We start from the raw sequence: 18,385 nt of genomic DNA, 5'->3' as shown, positions 1-18,385 counted from the left end.
TCCACCCGCGCAGCGGCGCGGGGCTTTCTGCCCCTGATTTCACCACCAAACAGGCGGCGGCCCTGACCAGGTCGCGCACAGGCTGCAAGGGATTTTTCAGATCTCTGCGGCGTCCGTGAGGGCATAGGCCTGCAGCCAGCCCAGCCCTTGCGAGGTACCGGCGCGCGGGCGGTATTCGCAGCCGACCCACCCGGTGTAGCCCAGCTGGTCCAGCAGATCGAACAGATAGGGGTAGTGCAGCTCTCCGCTGTCCGGCTCATGCCGGTCGGGCACGCCCGCAATCTGGATATGGCCCACACGCCCGGTGGGCAGGTAGTGGCGCAGCTTCATGGCCACATCGCCTTCGACGACCTGGCAGTGGTACAGGTCCATCTGCACCTGCAGCCGGGGCGAATCCACGGCCTGCACCAGCGCATGCGCCTGGTCCTGCCGCTGCAGGTAGTAGCCGGGCATGTCACGGCCGTTGATGGGCTCAATCAACAGCGTCACACCCGCATCCTGCGCCTGCTGGGCAGCCCAGTGCAGGCGCTCCGTCACCAGGGCCTGCACGCCGGCATGGCTTTGGCCCGCTGGCAGCAGGCCGCTCATCACATGCACGCGTGGGCATTGCAGGACGCTGGCGTACTCCAGCGCCTGTTGCAGGCCCGCACGGAAGGCGTTCTCCTGGCCGGCCAGACACAGCGTGCCACGGTCACCGCTGTCCCAGGCGGTGGCCATGGCGTCCCGCGTGGTGCCGCCGGGTGGGGCGTTGAACAGCACCTGCTGCAGGCCGTGGGCACGCAGCTGCTGCGCCAGCTGTGCCGGCGCATAGGCATAGGGAAACAGGTATTCCACCGCCCGGAAACCATCGCGCGCCGCAGCGGCAAAGCGTTCCAGAAACGGCAGCTCGGTGTACATCAACGACAGGTTGGCAGCGAACTGGGGCATGGGCCCATTATCGGAAGCACCCGGCCCCACTGTCTGTCACCGGTCTGTCGCAGGCGCCGACATTGCGGCCGGCTGTGCGCCAGATCAACCTCTTTCGAGACAGAACACCGCCGTGCTGGCGCGCAGATTGGGCAGGGTGCGGATGACCTGGCCTTCACGCAAACCGAAGGAATCCACCACATTCAGGCGGTTCTTGTGCGCCAGCACTTCGAAGTCCTTGTACGTGCCCACGCGGATATTGGGCGTGTCATACCACTGGTACGGCAGGTGGCGCGTGACCGGCATGCGCCCGCGCAGCACCGAAAACCGGTTGGGCCAGTGGGCGAAATTGGGGAAGGTGACCACGCTCATCCGGCCGACGCGCGCGGTTTCGCGCAACATCGTTTCGGTATTGCGCAAGTGTTGCAAAGTGTTTATCTGCAGCACCATGTCGAAGCTGTTGTCGTCAAAGATGGCCAGACCTTCGTCCAGGTTCAGCTGCAGCACATTGACGCCGCGCTGCAGGCAGGCCAGCACGTTGTCGTCGCTGATCTCCACGCCGTAGCCGGTACAGCCGCGTTCACGCTGCAGATACTGCAGGAAGGCGCCATCGCCGCAGCCCAGATCGAGCACGCGGGCGCCCTGGGGCACCAGTTGGGCCAGTGCTTGCATGGTGGGGGTGGCGGTCATGCGCGGAACTCCTTGGCAATGCCTTCGAAATAGGCGCGCATGGCGGCCAGGTAGCGGGGGTCGTCCAGCAGAAAGGCGTCATGGCCGTGCGGGGCGTCGATCTCGGCATAGCCCACGTCGCGCTGGTTCTGCAGCAGGGCATGCACGATCTCGCGGCTGCGCCCCGGGGCAAAGCGCCAGTCGGTGGTGAAGCTCACCAGGAAGAACTTGGCCAGCGTCTTGGACAGCGCGGCCTTCAGGTTGCCGCCATGCTGCTTGGCAGGGTCGAAGTAGTCCAGTGCCCGGGTGATCAGCAGGTAGGTGTTGGCGTCAAAGTAACCGCTGAACTTGTCGCCCTGGTAGCGCAGATAGCTCTCGATTTCGAACTCGATGTCCTGGGTGGTGAACTGGATGTCCGGGCCGTTGCGCAGTGCACGGCCGAACTTCTGGTTCATCACATCGTCGCTCAGGTAGGTGATGTGGCCGATCATGCGGGCGATGCGCAGGCCGCGCTGCGGCACCACGCCATGGGCGTAGAAGTCGCCACCGTGGAAATCCGGATCGGTGACGATGGCACGGCGCGCCACCTCGTTGAAGGCAATGTTCTCGGCATTCAGATTGGGCGCACTGGCCACCACCACGGCGTGGCGCATGCGCTCCGGATACTGCAGCGTCCAGCTCAGTGCCTGCATGCCGCCCAGGCTGCCGCCCAGCACGGCCGCCATCTGCCGGATACCCAGCCGGTCCAGCAGCAGCGCCTGGGCGCTGACCCAGTCTTCCACCGTCAGCACCGGAAAGCTGGAGCCGTACACCGCACCCGTGTCCGGGTTGGTATGCATGGGGCCGGTGGAGCCAAAACAGGAGCCCAGGTTGTTGACCCCGATGACGAAGAACTTGTCGGTATCGACCGACTTGCCCGGGCCGATCATGTTGTCCCACCAGCCTTCGCTCTTGGGCTGGCCTTCGTAGACACCCGCCACATGGTGCGAAGCGTTGAGCGCGTGGCACACCAGGATGGCGTTGGACTTGTCGGCGTTCAGCGTTCCGTAGGTTTCGAACGCAAGGGTGTAGTCGCGGATGCTGTGGCCGCTTTGCAGCAGCAGCGCATCCGGAAAATGCATGGATTGCGGTGTGGCGATGAAGGACATGAAAAAACCCGGCATCGCTAAAAACGAGGCCGGGTCGATCGATGTCGTCGGACGGGTCTTTAGCAGGATTTATAAAGCGCCCGCAAGCTGTAGCAAATCGGCGCGTGAGCGGCAATTATGCCAAATCCTTGAGCATGGGCGCAAACAGCGCCAGCAAGCCCAGCACCAGGAAAATGACCGCCGACACCAGGTGCACCATACGGATGGGCACCTTCTTGACCAGCCTGTCGCCCAGCCACACCACCGGTGCGTTGGCCAGCATCATGCCAAGGGTGGTACCCGCCACCACCCAGACATAGGCACCGCTGTACTGGGCTGCCAGCATCACCGTGGCGATCTGGGTCTTGTCGCCCATCTCGGCCAGGAAGAAGGCAACCAGCGTGGTGCCGAACACGCCCCAGCGGGAATGCTGGGAGGTGCCGTCATCGTCCAGCTTGTCGGGAATCAGCATCCACACCGCCATGGCGATGAAGGACAGGCCCAGAATCCAGCGCATGGCATCCGGCCCGACCATCCGGGTCACCCAGGCGCCCACGGCACCGGCCAGGGCATGGTTGACCAGCGTGGCCACCAGAATGCCCAGCACGATGGGCCAGGGCTTGCGAAAGCGCGCAGCAAGTACGAGGGAGAGCAGCTGGGTTTTGTCGCCCATCTCGGCCAGGGCGACGATGGCGGTAGAAACAAGGAAAGCGTCCATGTGGGGTTATCTTGTGTAAATCACGGCCGGATGATTGCGAGCGCGCATTGACCACACCCCGACTCCGGCACTTGGATCGGTGTGTAGTCAATGGTCTCGCCCAGCTCCAACAAGAGAACCGCGTACGCCATAGGGCAAAGCCCCAAGTCTGTTGACGCACGCTTTTGGCACATTGCGTGCCAAACGGGCTACTCCCCAAAGACAAGCGACATTCTACTGCCCTGCCTTGGTGCGCCGCGTATAAATGGGGTTTCCGGGTTTACTCGGATCACATGTTGTAAGCAGCACAAAGTTGTCTATACCCTGTGAAACTCGCATTCTTATGATTGATAATGCCTTGAGCTTTTGTGCTTATCGCAAAGGCCAGTGCGTTAGCGTCTCTACCGTCGTCACGTTTGCGGACACCTAGGGCTCCATCGCGTTTTCACTTTTTTCCTGGAGTCTTCCATGGGTAACAAACTTTACGTCGGCAACCTGCCGTACTCTTTCCGCGACAACGATCTGCAACAAGCTTTCAGCGAATTTGGCAATGTCAGCAGCGCCAAGGTCATGATGGAGCGTGACACCGGCCGTTCCAAGGGCTTCGGCTTTGTGGAAATGGGCAGCGATGCTGAAGCCCAAGCCGCCATCCAAGGCCTGCACGGTCAAAACCACGGCGGCCGTGACCTGGTGGTCAACGAAGCCCGTCCGATGGCTCCCCGCCCTCCCCGCAGCGGCGGCTTCGGCGGCGGCAACTACGGTGGTGGTGGCGATTTCGGCGGTGGCCGTCGCAACAGCTACTAAATAGCCCGCGCTTTTACGCTTCAACGTCAAAGCGAAAAAAAAGGAACCTTCGGGTTCCTTTTTTGTTTAGAAATGTCACAAATTTGCCCGCCCAACGGTAATGCTTCTTTTGCGCCCCCATTAATAATGTTTTACGGGAATACTCCCGCGGTGATCTGCAGGTCCGGTTTCCAGCGCACAGTGCGATGCAGGCTTGTATAGGTCGAACAAAGAAGGATATTGAGGAGCGATTGATGGGAAATAAGTTGTACGTAGGTAACCTGCCCTACGGCGTGCGTGACAATGATCTGGAACAGGCCTTCTCCCAGTTTGGCACCGTGACAAGCGCCAAGGTCATGATGGAGCGTGACACGGGTCGCTCCAAAGGTTTTGGATTCGTGGAAATGGGCAGCGATGCCGAAGCCAGTGCCGCCGTCCAGGGGATGAATGGCCAGCCGCTGGGTGGACGCAGCCTGGTGGTCAATGAAGCCCGTCCCATGGAACCCCGTCCACCCCGCAGCTACGGTGGTGGCGGTGGGGGTGGCGGCTATGGCGACGGCGGTGGCCGCCGCGACAGCTACGGTGGTGGTGGCGGCGGTGGTGGCTACAACCGCGATCGCGAAGGCGGTGGTGGCTACGGTGGTGGCCGCCAGGATGGCGGCTTCCGCAGCCCCTATGGCTCGGGCCCGCGTGGCCGTGGCGGCTATGGCGGCGGCGGTGGTGGCGGCTACAACGGCGAATAAGCCCGCCGCATTACCCCTGCTGCAAAAAAAAGGCCTCTGACAGAGGCCTTTTTTATGGAAACTTTCCCGTGGATCTTCGCGCGGCCATGCCGGCGACATATATCGATCCGCAGTATTAACGCCCGGGCTCCAGCACCCCACGCACGCGCCCTTGCATTTGCACCACCCGCGACACATTGTCGTAATCCAGCTGGTCGGCTGTAAACCGGTCCTTGCCCTGGGTCAGTACCACCGGCAAATGCGATTTCACACGTTCTTCCTGGGTCCAGGCATGCAGAAACTCGCCTTCAAACTGCATAGCTGACTTGGGCGGCAAAGGCTGCCGAATCACCACCGCATTGCCCCACAGCTGGACTTCCGAGGCATCCGAATTGCTGATGCCTTTCTTGGCCGTGGCCGTGGTCTTGGCACCGTCCGGGGCATAGCCGCGCATATCCACATTCTGAATTTCCAGGGTGTCGGTATCGGGATAGTGGTCGGCCTGGTCCCCCCGGATTTCGCTTTGCATGCGCCCCTGGACATCAAAGTCCTTCACCATGAAGTGGGTCATGGTGTAGTCCGGGTCGTGGCTCACGGTCCGCTCCTGCGCCGCTTTGGGCGCAGACGGCGCATTGCGCACCAGCCACCACGAACCCAGCGCCAGCAAGGCCATCAGCAGCACCGGCAGGTACAGGGACAGGCTTTCCCAGGAGCGGCGGACAGCATGGATCATGGCAAATAGGCTTCCAGCAAACGGCGGTAGGCCCCCGTGGCGGTCAACAGCAGGTCACAGACCGCGCGCACCGCCCCCTGTCCACCGGCCTGAGGCGTCACAAAATCCGCAAGCGCCAGGCATTCGGCATGCGCATTGGCCGGCGCGCAGGCCAGCGCACTGCGGCTGAGCATGGGCAGGTCGGGCCAGTCGTCGCCCATGGCCGCGGCCTGGTGCCAGTCCAGCCCCAGCGCATCGAGGATGGCCTGGGCGGCGGGCAGCTTGTCTTCCGTGCCGTAGCGCACATGGGTGACGCCCAGTTGCTGCAGGCGCAGACGCAGCGGCGCCGAATCCCGCCCGGTCACCACCGCCGGCGTGATGCCGGCTTTTTGCAGCAGCTTGATGCCGTGGCCATCCAGGGTATTAAAGCGCTTGAGCGTTTCACCCTGCTCGGAAAACAGCAGGCCGCCGTCGGTCAGCACCCCGTCCACATCCAGGAAGAGCACGCGCACGTTCTGCGCCTTCAGCAGCAGGTCGGGGGGGAATTGCAAAGCAGCGTGGGCCATCAGATCACCTTGGCACGCATCAGATCACGGATGTGCACGATCCCTGCCAGCCGGCCTGCGGCATTCACTGCCATCACCGAGGTGATGCCATGCTGCTCCATCAACTGGGCGGCGTCCACCGCCAGCGCTTCCGTGCTGATGGTCTTGGGGCGGGCGTGCATCAGCTGGCCGGCCGTGGCCGTGCGCAGCTCGGTGCCCGCTTCGATGCAGCGGCGCAGATCCCCATCGGTGAAGATGCCCTGCACCTGCTGCTGTGCATCGACCACCACGGCGCAGCCCAGGCCCTTGGCACCCATTTCGCGCATCAGCGTGCTGAAGTCGGCATCCGGCTGCACCGCAGGCACATCGTTGCCGGAACGCATCACATCCGCCACATGGGTCAGCAGCTTGCGGCCCAGCGACCCACCGGGGTGGGAACGGGCAAAGTCCTCGGCCCGGAAGCCGCGCGCATCCAGCAAGGCCATGGCCAGGGCATCTCCCAGTGCCAGCTGGGCCGTGGTGCTGGCGGTTGGGGCCAGGTTCAGCGGACAGGCTTCGCGCTCGACACTGGTGTCCAGCACCCAGTCGGCATGGCGCGCCAGCGTGGACTGCAGGCCGCCGGTCATGGCCACAATGCCCACGCCCTGCCGCTTGAGGGCGCTCAGCAGCGAGGTGATCTCGTCGGATTCGCCGCTGTTGGACAGGGCCAGCACCAGATCCTTGTCGGTGACCATGCCCAGGTCGCCGTGGCTGGCCTCGGCCGGGTGCACAAAGAACGCCGGGGTGCCGGTGGACGCCAGCGTGGCGGCCAGCTTGCGGCCCACATGGCCGCTCTTGCCCATGCCCATCACCACCACGCGGCCGGGCAGGCGCAGGATCTGCTGCACCACCTGGGCAAACACCTGGTTCAGGCGGTCCGCCATGGACTGCAGGGCCTGCACTTCAATGGCCAATGTGCTGCGCGCCAGGTCCAGGGCGCGCTGATCTTCTGGCGCAACAGGGCGCACAGCAACTTGCGAAGCATTCATGGCGAAATTCTATCGGCCCGCCCCATCCCCTGCAGGGCAGCAGCGAGCACCGCCCATGGTTATCCCGCCGGCACCACCAGCCCGGCATGCGCCAGCAGCATCTGCGCCTCGGCCGGCCGCCCGAACAGATAGCCCTGGAACCGCCGGCAACCGTGGGCCACCAGGAAATCCAGCTGACCACGGGTCTCCACCCCTTCGGCCACCACCTCCAGCCCCAGGCTCTGGCCCAGTGCGATCACGGTGCGCACGATGGCGGCATCGTTGGCGTCCAGCAGCACATCGCGCACAAAGCTCTGGTCGATCTTCAGCTGCGACAGCGGCAGGCGCTTCAGATAGCCCAGAGAGGAGTAGCCGGTGCCGAAGTCGTCCAGCGAGAACTGGATGCCCCAGCCACGCAAGGTCTGCATCTTGGCGATGCTGTCCTCCACCTCGTCCAGCATCAGGCTTTCGGTCAGCTCCAGCTTCAGCCGGTCGGCACGCGCCCCGGTGTCGCGCAGAATGTCCTGCATGCGGGGCACAAAATCGGCATGGCGGAACTCCTGGGCGCTCAGGTTCACCGCCAGGGTCCAGTCGGCCGTGGCCGCATCCTGGGCCCACAGCGCCAGCTGCTGGCAGGCCAGGCGCAGCACCCAGCGGTCCAGCGCAAAAATCAGGCCCATCTGCTCGGCGGCGGGAATAAAGGCCCCGGGCGGAATCAGTCCACGCTCCGGGTGCTTCCAGCGCACCAGAGCTTCCGCCCCCTGCACCCGGCCCTGGGCATCCACCACCGGCTGGTAATGCAATAAGAAATGGCCCTGTTCCAGGGCCATGCGGATATCCACCTCCAACGCCGCACGCTCGCGCACGGTGCGCTGCAGCTGCGGGTCGAACACGCTCCAGGCATTGCGTCCCCGGGTCTTGGCTTCGCCCAGCGCCAGCTCCACGCACTGGCGCATTTCGTCCACCGAACGCTCCAGCCCCTGGAAACCCGCCACCCCGATGCAGAACGAGGGCTGGACCGCCCGCCCCTGCAGCTCGAAAGCCTGCCCCAGGATACCGATCAGGCTCAGTGCCATGGCGCCAGCACGCGCGTGGGCCTGTTCCAGGTCCGGCGCCAGGCTTTCGATCATGATCAGGAACTCATCGCCCCCCACGCGCCCCACCACATCGCCGGGCCGGCACCACAGCTCCAGACGGCGCGCCACTTCCTTGAGCAGCACATCGCCCCAGCTGTGGCCCATGGCGTCGTTGATGTCCTTGAAACGGTCCACATCCAGCATCAGCAGGGCGCCTGCACCGTGGTGCTGGCTGCGGTGCAGCGCCGCCGTGAGCTGCTGCAGCATGGCGGCCCGGTTGGGCAGCTCAGTCAAATCGTCGGTATAGGCCAGACGGCGGATCTGGACCTCGTTCTGCTTGCGTTCCGTGATGTCACGCGCCACCCCGCAATAGCCCCGGAACTGGCCCTGGGCGTCGATCCTGGGCGTGCCGCTGAGGGACAACCAGACGGTGCTGCCGTCTTCGGCACGGTGGCACATCTCCCAGTCTTGGAAAGGCTGGCGCGCCTCCAGCACCACGCGGCTGCCAGACAGGGCCACGGCCATGTTCGGCTGGTGGCACCACAGCGCCGGCGCATCCACCGGCTGCCCTTGCAGCACCGCCTTCAGGCCCTCGGGGCAGCCATCCAGCAGCACAAAGCGCAGTTGCGCATCCAGCTCCCAGAACCAATCGGACGACAGCGCCGTCATGCTGCGCCAGCGCTGTTCGCTGTGGCGCAGCTGTTCCTGGATGTGCACATAGTCCGTCACATCCGTGTAGGTGCGCACCCGGCGTCCGTTGCGCTCCGGATGCGTGCGCACTTCCAGATAGCGCCCTTCCAGGGTACGGCGGATGTAGACCGCAGGGCAGGTGCCGTTGCCGTAGGAGCCCAGCTTGGCGCCGGTCGGCCAGTACACGCTGCCATCCTCCCCGAATTCGCCCCGCGCACGCTGGAACTCGACGATGTCGCTCAGGAACGGCTCGCCCTGCATCAGGCTGTGGGGCAAACCCACCAGCTCCTGGGCCCGCTCGTTGAAGACATGGACGCGGCCCTGGTCATCGAGACTGATGATGCCCTGCGAGATGCTGGACAAGGTGGCCGACAGCTCCCGGCTCTGGGCTTCCAGCGCATCCTGGGTGGCCCGCTGCCGGGCCAGCCCTTCGATCTGTTCCGGCAAGGTGTGCAGGTGGCTGGTGTTGCCGGGCCGCTCGGAGCGCACCACGAAATCGGCAAAGCCGGCACGCATGGCCAGCGCCGCCATGGACTCCTGGCCTGGGCGGACCACCACCATGGCCATGGTCCGCCCCAGCCAGCGCAGGGACTGCAGGGCATCGCCATCGGCTTGCTCCAGCGCCACCACGGCCACACTGGGAACATGCCGGGCATGCAGGGCCTGGCCCTGGGCCAGGTCGGCGGCCTGCAACAGCTGCCAGCCGGGCCGGGTGCGCTGCAAAAACTGCCTCACCTGGTCCGCATGGGCAGCATCTCCATCGATCAGCAGAACGGTCAATTCCATACAGTTGTGAGGCTCAGGCTGCATCAAAGGCCACAATACCGACACGCGGTATGCACATTCGAGGGCATTATGCGCGGCGCCAGCGACCTGCCTACACTCGCGCACTGCAGTTTTCCGGCGCTGCAGCGCTGCGCCGGACCGCTTGTCCCTCTCCCACCCCTACGGCACACTCTGCCGAATCTTGAGCGCCTTCGCGCTATTTTTTCCTGACACCATGCCCAGCCTCAGCGTCACCGACTACCTTCGCGCCCACATCCGCACCGTGCCCGACTGGCCGGCCCCCGGTGTGCAGTTCCGCGACATCACCCCGCTGCTGCAGGACCCCAAGGTATTCCGCGTGCTGATCGACGCCTTTGTGCACCGTTATATGGACAAGGACATGCGCCCCGACGTGGTGGCCGGCCTGGACGCGCGCGGTTTCATCCTGGGCGCCGTGATCGCCTACGAGCTGGGCGTGGGTTTTGTACCCATCCGCAAAAAGGGCAAGCTGCCCTTCACCACCGTGGAAGAAACCTACGAACTGGAATACGGCAGCGCCACCGTGGAGCTGCACACCGATGCCGTGAAAGCCGGTGACCGGGTGCTGCTGATCGACGACCTGATCGCCACCGGCGGCACCATGATGGCCGGCAAGAAACTGCTGGAAAAGCTGGGCGCCACCGTGGTGGAAGGCGCTGCCATTGTCGACCTGCCCGAGCTGGGCGGCTCCGACCGCCTGCGTGGCGAAGGCCAGTTGCCGCTGTTCACGCTGGTGGACTTCGCCGGTCACTGAAGCGGCACAACGCCCTCTGCACCCGGAATCTTCAGGGCCGCTACCGCACTTTCCTCCCCTCGCACACCATGGCCTCTCACTCCGCTTCGTCCTTGGCTGCAACCATGCCCGCCTGGCTGCAGGCACTGCGCGCCCTGGCCTGGGCTGGCGGCGGCCTGTGCGCCCTGCTGGCGCTGCTGTGGGGCACTGGGGCGCTCTGGTACCAGTGGGAAGCGCGCCCCGCCCTGCTGTGGCCGTTGCTGGCACTGTGGGGCATGGCCTGGCTGGCGCTGGCCCTGCTGGCCTGGCGCCACCACCACCTGGGACTGCTGTGGGGTGGCGGCGCCCTGCTGATGGCGCTGCTGCTGGCCTGGTGGGCCACCATCACCCCGCGTGCGGACCGGGACTGGGCCGACGACGTGGCGCGGATCACCCGCATGCAAGCGGCCGACGCCGACACCATCGCGCTGCAGGATGTGCGCAACTTTGCCTGGCGCAGCGAAACCGACTACAGCGCCCGCTGGGAAGACCGCCGCTACGACCTGAACCAGCTGCGCAGCGTGGACATGGCCGTTTCCTACTGGATGGGCCCGGCCATCGCCCACACGCTGGTGTCCTTCGGATTCGAGAACGGCGAGCAACTGGTGTTTTCTTTCGAGATCCGCAAGGAAAAAGGCGAAGCCTTTGACGCCATGGCGGGTTTCTTCAAACGCTATGAATTGGCACTGATCGCGGCAGATGAGCGTGACATCCTGGCTGTTCGCACCAATGTGCGCGACGAACAGGTGTTTTTGTACCGTGTGGACATGCCCCAGCCGGCCATGCGCGCGCTGCTGCGCTCCTACGCCGAACAGGCGGCCGCACTGCACCACCAGCCGCGCTGGTACCACACGCTAACCGCCAACTGCACCACCATCGTCTGGGACATGGCCCAGCGCCTGGTCGGTGGCCTGCCGCTGGACTGGCGGCTGCTGGCCTCGGGCTATCTGCCCGAATACCTGGCCTCGGTGGGCGGCCTCACGCCCGGCCTGCCCCTGGAACAGCTGCGCACCGCGGGCGACATCACCCAGCGTGCGCAGCAGTGGCAGCCCCCTGCCGGCAGCGACGACCGCGCGGCCAGCATCGATTTTTCCCGCGCCATCCGCGCCGGCATCCCGCCGCTGCAGCCCTGACTTCGCCTGGCCGGGCCGGGCAGCGCCGGGACTCGCTCTCAGCCCCCTGTCATGCAGGGCGGCGCATGCCTGCCTACACTGGCACACCCTCTCGCTCACCCCTGTCTGCCGTGATCCGTTTCCGCCGTCCCTGCCGCCCCCTGCTGTGGCTGCTGCCCGCCTGCCTGGCCCTGCTCTCCGGCTGTGCGGGCGTCAAAGTCAGCTCCATCCAGCCTTCGGACTACCTCGCCCAGCGCCGTGCCGACGTGCTGACCAGCGGCCAACTCAGCCCCGCCACGCGCGAATCGCTGCGGGTCATGGGCAGCGAAGCCAAACCCTGCCTGGCCGATGCCACGTCCTGCCGCACCGCGCTGCGCAGCAGCGCCGGCCTGACGGACGAGCAGCGCCTGTCCGCTCTGTCCGAGCTGTGGGCCAAGGAGGCCATGGACCAGGAACGCGCCCCGGCCACACAGCCCGGACAGGCGGTGGATGCCTGGCTGGAATCGGCCCGCTACGCCTGGGCCTACCTGTTCTTCACCGAACGCGACCCCACGGCGCGGGCCTTCGAAGACCGCCAGACCCAGGTGCGCGACTACTACAACTACGCCGTGCAACAGGCCATCACCGGCATGTTCCGCTACCGCAGCACACTGTCCGAGCCCCTGCCCGCCGACCTGGACGCACTGCAGGGCGACCGCACGCAGTGGCAGCAATGGCTGCTGACCATGGACCTGTCCGGCCTGCGCCAGCCCGCCCACCGGGTGATGCCGCAGGAACTGCTGGCAGCCACCTCGCTGACCTTCTCCGGCCTGCGCAACATCTACCGGCGCGACGGCTTTGGCGCCGAGCTGGTGGCCGTGTTTCCGCCGCCGCCCGAGGCCGTCGGCCCGGATCCGCGCTGGGGCAGCATGCAAGGCCCTCCCTACCAGGAGGCGCTGTTCCCCGCCATCACCGCCTTGCTGCAGTTTGACGGCCGCACGCTGGCCGAGGTGCTGTCCACCCAGAGCCTGACCGTGCGCCTGCTGGACCCCTACCGCCAGCGCGAGGTACTGCTGGCTGACAGCCGCGTTCCGCTGGCGGGCAACTTCACCTCGGGCTATGGCCTGTGGCTGGCCCGCTCGGGTTTTTCCACCCAGGCGCTGCGCAGCCTGCTGGGCGTGGGCAACGGCATCGTGCGGCCACAGATCTACCTGATGCAGCCCTACGACCCCAGCCGCCGCGTGGTGGTCATGCTGCACGGCCTGGCCAGCAGCCCCGAGGCCTGGATCAATGTGGCCAACGAGGTGCTGGGCGACGAGCTGCTGCGCAGCAACTACCAGATCTGGCAGGTCTACTACCCCACCAATGCCCCGCTGGCGCTGAACCACCACGCCATCCGCGCCGCCCTGCAGGAGACGCTGCAGCACTTCGACCCCAGCGGCCAGGCACCGGCCTCGCAGAACCTGACCCTGGTAGGCCACAGCATGGGGGGCGTGCTGTCGCGGCTGATGGTCAGCAGCACCCAGGGCCGCGTCCTGGACGCCATGACCATGGAGCTGGAGATGCCCGCACGCACCCAACGCCAGCTGCGCGGCCAGCTGGCCGAATACCTGGAATTCGAGCCCCTGCCCCAGGTGCGCAACGCCATTTTTGTGGCGGCGCCGCACCGCGGCACCAGCTTTGCCAACCACCGGCTGGCGCGCTGGGCCGCCAACCTGATCACGCTGCCGTTCTCCATGGTCGAACAGTTTGCCGATGTGACCCTGGCCATTGCCAACGCTGCACCGCGCACCGGCAAGCAGGGGCTGTTCCGTATTCCCAACAGCATCGACAACCTCAGCGACCAGGACCCGTTCATCCGTGCCACGGCCGACCTACCGATTTCCAGCTTCGTGCGTTATCACTCCATCATCGGCAACGATACGCCCAAGTTACCATTGGAAGAGAGCAGCGACGGCATCGTGCCCTATGCCAGCGCCCACCTGGCCGGGGCGGAGTCGGAGCGCGTCATCCCGTCGGGCCACAGCGTGCAGGAGCAACCCCAGGCGATTGTCGAAATCCGGCGCATTCTGCGCAGCCAGCTGACGGGGCCCTGAGCCGGCCCCGCCATGGCGTTCCGGTGAGCGCCCATGCAAAAGAGAGGGCGTCGCCGCCCTCCCTCGTACCTTGTCACCTTGTTACCCGGTGATGCCGCGCAGCACCATCACCGCAGCACCGTTCAGAAGCCCACCGCCAGGCCGTCACGGCGGTGGTCGGAACCGGCCACATAGGCGCAGGGCTCGCCCGGCAACGTGTCCAGCTTGCGGATCAGTTGGGCAGAACCGAAGTCCAGACTGCCGGGCGGCGCGATCTCGGGCACATGGCCCAGGGCGCGCAGCCCTTCCACCACGGCGGCGGGCACGGTGTGTTCCAGGGTCAGCGCCCCCACATCGTTGATGCGCCAGCGTGGCGCATCGCTGCAGGCCTGGGGGTTCAGCCCCTCCACCGCCTCGCGCAAGGTCATCTGCAGATGGCCCTGGGCCTGCATATTGCCGCCCATCACCCCAAACGCCATATGGGGCTGGCCGTTGCGCAGCATGAAGGCGGGGATGATGCTGTGCATGGGCCGCTTGCCGCCCGCCACCTGGTTGGGATGGCCCGGCGTGGTGACAAAGCCCATGCCGCGGTTGTGCAGCGCAATGCCGGTGCCGGGCACCACCACGCCCGAACCGAAGCCCTTGAAGTTGGACTGGATGAACGAGACCATGCGCCCCTGCGCATCCGCCGCGCACAGGTAGACCGTGCCGCCGCTGCCGGGCTGGCCCGGCGGGTAATTGCCGGCGCGCTGCGGGTCGATCAGCGCCGCGCGGCGCTGGAGGTAGGCCGGCGCCAGCAACTGGCCGGCCGTGACCTCCATGTGCGCCGGGTCGGCAATGTGGGCGTACAGGTCGGCGAAGGCCAGGCGCATGGCCTCGATTTCCAGGTGCATGCGCGCGGCCGAACCCGGCGCCGTGTCCCGGTACGGCAACTGCTCCAGGATGCCCAGCGCGATCAGCGCGGCAATGCCCTGGCCGTTAGGGGGAATCTCGTGCACCGTGCGGTCGCCGAACGGGGTGGAAATGGGCTCCACCCATTCCACCTGGTGGGCGGCCAGGTCATCGGCCGCCAGCGCCGCACCGCAGGTCTGGGAAAACGCGGCAATGCGCTGTGCCAGCGCGCCGCGGTAGAAAGATTCGGTCCGGGTGCGGGCAATCTCCTGCAGCGTCTCGGCCTGGGCCGGGAAGCGCCAGATCTCGCCGGTCTGCGGAGCGCTGCCATCGGGCTTCAGAAACTCGGTAAAGCCGGGCTGTGCGCCCAGATCGATGGCGGCCTGCGCCCACTGGCGGGCAATCACCGGACTGACCGGAAAGCCATCGCGCGCATGGCGGATGGCGTCGGTGAACAGGTCTTCGAACGGCAAGGCGCCAAAACGTTCGGACAGGGCTTTCCAGGCCGCCACACCCCCCGGGGTGGTGACGGAGTCCCAGCCCACCTTGGGCATGTGCTCCAGGCCCGCAAAGCGCTCGGGCGACCAGGCCTGGGGCGCGCGGCCACAGGCATTCAGGCCGTGCAGCTGGCTGCCGTCCCACACCAGGGCAAAGGCATCGCCGCCAATGCCGTTCATCGTGGGCTCCACCACCGTCAAGGTGATGGCGGCGGCCAGCGCCGCGTCGATGGCATTGCCTCCGCGCGCCATCGCAGCCAGACCGGCCTGGGCGGCCAGCGGCTGGCTGGTGGACACCACATTGCGCGCCAACACAGGCTGGCGGCCAGAGGGAAAGGGAAGGCTCCAATTCATACGCATTTGTTCTCGCAATTCGTCTTTTCCATGCAGGCCAGCCGTCACAGCGACACCTTGGCCGTCTTGATCACCTCACCCCAGCGCCGGTGGTCGGCCAGGGTCAGCGCCGCCAGCTTGGCGCCGTCGCCCGGCGTCACCACATAGCCCTTGGCAATCAGCTCGTCGATGGTGGACTTCTCCTTCAGCACCTCGGCCGTGGCCTTGGCCAGCAGATCGACCGCCGCCTGCGGCGTGCCCTTGGGGGCATAGATACCGAACCAGTTGTCCACGTCATAGCCTGACACACCGGCCTGCGTCACCGTCGGCAGATTGGGCACGGCAGGCACCGCCGTCGACGATGCCACAGCCAGCGCACGCACCTTGCCGGCCTGGATCAGCGGCAGCGAGGCAGCCACGCTGTCGAACATGAAGGACACGGCGCCCGACAGCATATCGGTCACCGCCATGGCGCTGCCCTTGTAGGGCACATGCACGGCCTGGGTGCCGGTGCGCTGCAGCAGCAGTTCGGACTCCAGGTGCGACAGCGTGCCCGTGCCCTGGGAGGCAAAGTTCACCGTGCCGCTCTTGCTGCGCAGCCAGGCCACGAATTCCGCCATGGTCTTGGCGGGCACCTCGTTGTTGACGATCAGCAGGTGGGGCGCATTGGCGATCAGCGCCACGGGCACAAAGTCGCGCTGCAGATCGGCCTTGGTGGGATAGAGGTGACCGGCAATCATCTGGTTGGTGACGGCCGCCAGGTACAGGCTGTAGCCATCGGCCGGCGCCCGCGCCACGGCATCCAGTCCCAGTGTCCCGCCGGCACCGGGGCGGTTTTCCACCATGATGGACTGCCCGATCTTGTCGCCCACCTTGTGCGCGACCAGGCGCGCCAGGATGTCGGTGGCGCCCGCGGGCGGAAAGGAAATCACCGTCTTCAGCGGGCGTGCCGGGTAGGCGTTGGCCCACGCCGGCAGGCCCGCAGCCGCCAGGGCACCGGCCGCCACCGGGGCCAGCAGGCTGCGCAAGGCGCCGCGGCGCGTGGTGGCAGGGGAGGGAGCAGACGCAGAAGGGGAAACCAAGAAACCGAGGGAATGCATGGGAGCCTTTCAGGGGTCGGGCAACCCGGCCGCCACACGACACGGCGGCGGATCCGAGGGAGGGAGACCCCCGCTGCCGCGCAAGAACAGTGCCAACGGGCCCAACGCACTGCATCCACCACGCTTCTTGCAGCATTCCCTCTGCAATCCCCACTCCCACGCCACTCTCACCCCACACTGGTGCATGGCGGCTGCACCAGCAGGCAGCAAAATTCACCGGGCAGCGCACAGCAAAAAGCCCCGGCAGGCGTGGCTCGGCGGGGTGCCGCCATACGGCGGCACCAAGGGGTCGGCAGGCTTACTTGCCGATGCAGAAGCTGGAGAAGATCACCCCCAGCAAATCGTCCGAGGTGAATTCCCCGGTGATGCTGTTCAGTGCCTGCTGCGCCAGGCGCAGTTCCTCGGCCAGGATGTCCAGCGCCGGTCCGGGCACATTCAGCTGGTCATGGGCTTCCTGCAGGTGGGCTCCCACGGCCTGCAGCGCCTCCACATGCCGCGCACGGGCGATGTACAGGCCTTCGGCAGCGGACTGCCAGCCGGCCACCTGCAGCAGGCGCTGGCGCACGGCATCCAGCCCCGCGCCGGTGCGGGCGGACAGGCTCAGGCGCTGGTCGCCGCCCGCGCGGCCGGCCAGGGGCGCCAGCGGCTCCATCTGCGCGCCGGGGGCGGCCAGGTCGGTCTTGTTCCACAGATCGATCACCGGCACGCTGGGCAGGATGCGTTCCGCCAGCGTCTGGGCGATCTCCAGGTCGGCGGCGGCGTAGTCTGCCTCCGTGGTGCGCGAGAGGTCGTGCAGGAACAGCACGGCATCGGCGGCGGCGATCTCGTCCCAGGCGCGGGCAATGCCGATGCGCTCCACCTCGTCGTCGCTGTCGCGCAGGCCGGCGGTGTCGATCACATGCAGCGGCACGCCATCGATCTGGATGGTCTGCTGCACCTTGTCGCGCGTGGTGCCGGCAATCGGCGTGACGATGGCCAGCTCGGCCCCCGCCAGCGCATTGAGCAGCGAGCTCTTGCCCGCATTGGGCTGGCCGGCAATCACCACCTTGATGCCTTCGCGCAGCAGCGCCCCCTGCTGGGTGCGGGCCAGCACCAGGCCCAGCTGCGCCTGCAGGCGGTCGAGCTGGCCGTAGGCGTCGGCTTTCTGCAGGAAATCGATTTCTTCCTCAGGGAAGTCCAGCGTGGCTTCCACCAGCATGCGCAGATGCACCAGCGCATCGCGCAGCTCGCGGATTTCGCGCGAGAAGTCACCCGACAGCGACCGGCTGGCGCTGCGGGCCGCCGCTTCGGTGCTGGCGTCGATCAGGTCGGCAATCGCCTCGGCCTGGGCCAGGTCGATCTTGTCGTTCAGGAACGCACGTTCGGTGAACTCGCCGGGCTGGGCCAGGCGCAGGCCGGGCAGCACCGGCACCCCTTCTTCGCCCAGGCTGGCCGCCGCCTCCAGGCAGCGCGCCAGCAGCAGCTGCAGCACCACCGGCCCGCCGTGGGCCTGCAGCTCCAGCACGTCTTCCCCTGTGTAGCTGTGCGGGCCGGGGAAGTACAGCGCCAGACCGTGGTCTATCGGGGCCCCCTTGGCATCCTTGAACGGCAGGTAGCTGGCCTCGCGGGGCTTGAGATTTTTGCCGCACAGCACACGTACCAGGGGCGCGATCTGCTTGCCCGAGACGCGCACGATGCCCACCGCCCCCCGACCGGGTGCGGTGGCGATGGCGGCAATGGGATCGGTATGGCGGGCAAGCATGGGCAAGGCTTTCGAGGAGGAAATCGGTGGGGTACCGGGTCAGCGGCCGATCATAGCCAGGGCCGCCGTCTGTGCCGTGCCGAAAATCCCGGCACCAAAGACAACGGCCGCTTGCAGCGGCCGTTGGGGGGTCAGCGCAGGCGCTGC

The 18,385-nt window shown here is 66.3% G+C and carries 16 protein-coding genes and 1 riboswitch; of the genes, 5 read left to right on the top strand and 11 right to left on the bottom strand.

Features of this window, described 5'->3' with window-relative positions:
• Positions 1-96: 96 nt before the first annotated feature.
• The 4 genes from otnI to B3349_RS03190 all read right to left on the bottom strand — a co-directional run bounded on the left by otnI (position 97) and on the right by B3349_RS03190 (position 3,420).
• Positions 97-927 (bottom strand): 2-oxo-tetronate isomerase, encoded by an 831-nt coding sequence (gene otnI, locus B3349_RS03205; RefSeq protein ID WP_291586356.1) that lies wholly within the window; start codon positions 925-927, stop codon positions 97-99.
• An 84-nt stretch (positions 928-1,011) separates the two neighbouring features.
• The gene (gene metW / locus B3349_RS03200) at positions 1,012-1,596 is read right to left on the bottom strand and encodes a methionine biosynthesis protein MetW (RefSeq protein ID WP_066538321.1); all 585 of its coding nucleotides are present in this window, start codon (positions 1,594-1,596) and stop codon (positions 1,012-1,014) included.
• Positions 1,593-2,723 carry a homoserine O-succinyltransferase MetX gene (gene metX, locus B3349_RS03195; protein ID WP_291586354.1) on the bottom strand — a complete coding sequence of 377 codons (1,131 nt, stop codon included), beginning with the start codon at positions 2,721-2,723 and terminating at the stop codon, positions 1,593-1,595. Before metX ends, metW begins: the two co-directional genes overlap by 4 nt.
• Positions 2,724-2,838: 115 nt before the next feature.
• Positions 2,839-3,420, bottom strand: a complete 582-nt coding sequence (locus B3349_RS03190) for a TMEM165/GDT1 family protein (RefSeq protein WP_291586351.1) — start codon at positions 3,418-3,420, stop codon at positions 2,839-2,841.
• Between the two features lie 66 nt (positions 3,421-3,486).
• A riboswitch (yybP-ykoY riboswitch) is annotated at positions 3,487-3,629 on the bottom strand.
• A 238-nt stretch (positions 3,630-3,867) separates the two neighbouring features.
• On the opposite strand from B3349_RS03190, the gene rbp (B3349_RS03185) reads away from it, so the two are divergent.
• Together rbp (B3349_RS03185) and rbp (B3349_RS03180) are read left to right on the top strand one after the other, a co-directional pair.
• Positions 3,868-4,203 carry an RNA-binding regulator gene (rbp, locus tag B3349_RS03185; RefSeq protein ID WP_066538329.1) on the top strand — a complete coding sequence of 112 codons (336 nt, stop codon included), beginning with the start codon at positions 3,868-3,870 and terminating at the stop codon, positions 4,201-4,203.
• Positions 4,204-4,436: 233 nt separating this feature from the next.
• The gene (gene rbp, locus B3349_RS03180) at positions 4,437-4,925 is read left to right on the top strand and encodes an RNA-binding regulator (RefSeq protein WP_291586347.1); all 489 of its coding nucleotides are present in this window, start codon (positions 4,437-4,439) and stop codon (positions 4,923-4,925) included.
• A gap of 115 nt (positions 4,926-5,040) precedes the next feature.
• Here the strand turns inward: rbp (B3349_RS03180) and lptC are convergent, their stop codons facing one another.
• Genes lptC through B3349_RS03160 form a run of 4 tightly spaced genes read right to left on the bottom strand, consistent with a single transcriptional unit; the run spans position 5,041 to position 9,720 of the window.
• Positions 5,041-5,637 carry an LPS export ABC transporter periplasmic protein LptC gene (gene lptC, locus B3349_RS03175; RefSeq protein WP_291586346.1) on the bottom strand — a complete coding sequence of 199 codons (597 nt, stop codon included), beginning with the start codon at positions 5,635-5,637 and terminating at the stop codon, positions 5,041-5,043.
• Complete coding sequence (locus B3349_RS03170) at positions 5,634-6,182, bottom strand: KdsC family phosphatase (protein ID WP_291586345.1); 549 nt, start codon at positions 6,180-6,182, stop codon at positions 5,634-5,636. The genes lptC and B3349_RS03170 overlap by 4 nt, the downstream gene beginning before the upstream one ends.
• Positions 6,182-7,189, bottom strand: a complete 1,008-nt coding sequence (locus B3349_RS03165; protein ID WP_291586344.1) for a KpsF/GutQ family sugar-phosphate isomerase — start codon at positions 7,187-7,189, stop codon at positions 6,182-6,184. Before B3349_RS03165 ends, B3349_RS03170 begins: the two co-directional genes overlap by 1 nt.
• Positions 7,190-7,248: 59 nt before the next feature.
• A complete protein-coding gene (locus B3349_RS03160) occupies positions 7,249-9,720 on the bottom strand; it encodes an EAL domain-containing protein (RefSeq protein WP_291586343.1) in 2,472 nt (823 codons plus the stop codon).
• A 214-nt stretch (positions 9,721-9,934) separates the two neighbouring features.
• Here B3349_RS03160 and B3349_RS03155 point away from each other — a divergent pair, with 214 nt between their 5' ends.
• The 3 genes from B3349_RS03155 (at position 9,935) to B3349_RS03145 (ending at position 13,697) form a co-directional block, all read left to right on the top strand.
• Complete coding sequence (locus tag B3349_RS03155; protein ID WP_066538348.1) at positions 9,935-10,492, top strand: adenine phosphoribosyltransferase; 558 nt, start codon at positions 9,935-9,937, stop codon at positions 10,490-10,492.
• 68 nt (positions 10,493-10,560) lie between these two features.
• Positions 10,561-11,643, top strand: coding sequence for an Lnb N-terminal periplasmic domain-containing protein (locus tag B3349_RS03150; RefSeq protein WP_291586340.1), 1,083 nt, complete (start codon positions 10,561-10,563; stop codon positions 11,641-11,643).
• Positions 11,644-11,708: 65 nt separating this feature from the next.
• Entirely contained in the window at positions 11,709-13,697 is a 1,989-nt protein-coding gene (locus tag B3349_RS03145) for an esterase/lipase family protein (RefSeq protein ID WP_291586339.1), read from the top strand.
• A 122-nt stretch (positions 13,698-13,819) separates the two neighbouring features.
• Here the strand turns inward: B3349_RS03145 and B3349_RS03140 are convergent, their stop codons facing one another.
• The 3 genes from B3349_RS03140 to mnmE all read right to left on the bottom strand — a co-directional run bounded on the left by B3349_RS03140 (position 13,820) and on the right by mnmE (position 18,238).
• Positions 13,820-15,418: a gamma-glutamyltransferase family protein gene (locus B3349_RS03140; RefSeq protein WP_291586337.1), complete on the bottom strand. Its 1,599-nt coding sequence runs from the start codon at positions 15,416-15,418 to the stop codon at positions 13,820-13,822.
• Between the two features lie 44 nt (positions 15,419-15,462).
• Entirely contained in the window at positions 15,463-16,497 is a 1,035-nt protein-coding gene (locus B3349_RS03135; protein WP_291586336.1) for a Bug family tripartite tricarboxylate transporter substrate binding protein, read from the bottom strand.
• Between the two features lie 298 nt (positions 16,498-16,795).
• Positions 16,796-18,238 carry a tRNA uridine-5-carboxymethylaminomethyl(34) synthesis GTPase MnmE gene (gene mnmE / locus B3349_RS03130; protein ID WP_291586334.1) on the bottom strand — a complete coding sequence of 481 codons (1,443 nt, stop codon included), beginning with the start codon at positions 18,236-18,238 and terminating at the stop codon, positions 16,796-16,798.
• Positions 18,239-18,385 lie beyond the last annotated feature (147 nt).

The organism is Comamonas sp. UBA7528 (genome assembly GCF_002479375.1).
Classification (GTDB): domain Bacteria; phylum Pseudomonadota; class Gammaproteobacteria; order Burkholderiales; family Burkholderiaceae_C; genus Comamonas.
Note: the sequence above shows the minus strand (reverse complement) of the source record. Positions and strands in the feature narration are given on the sequence as shown.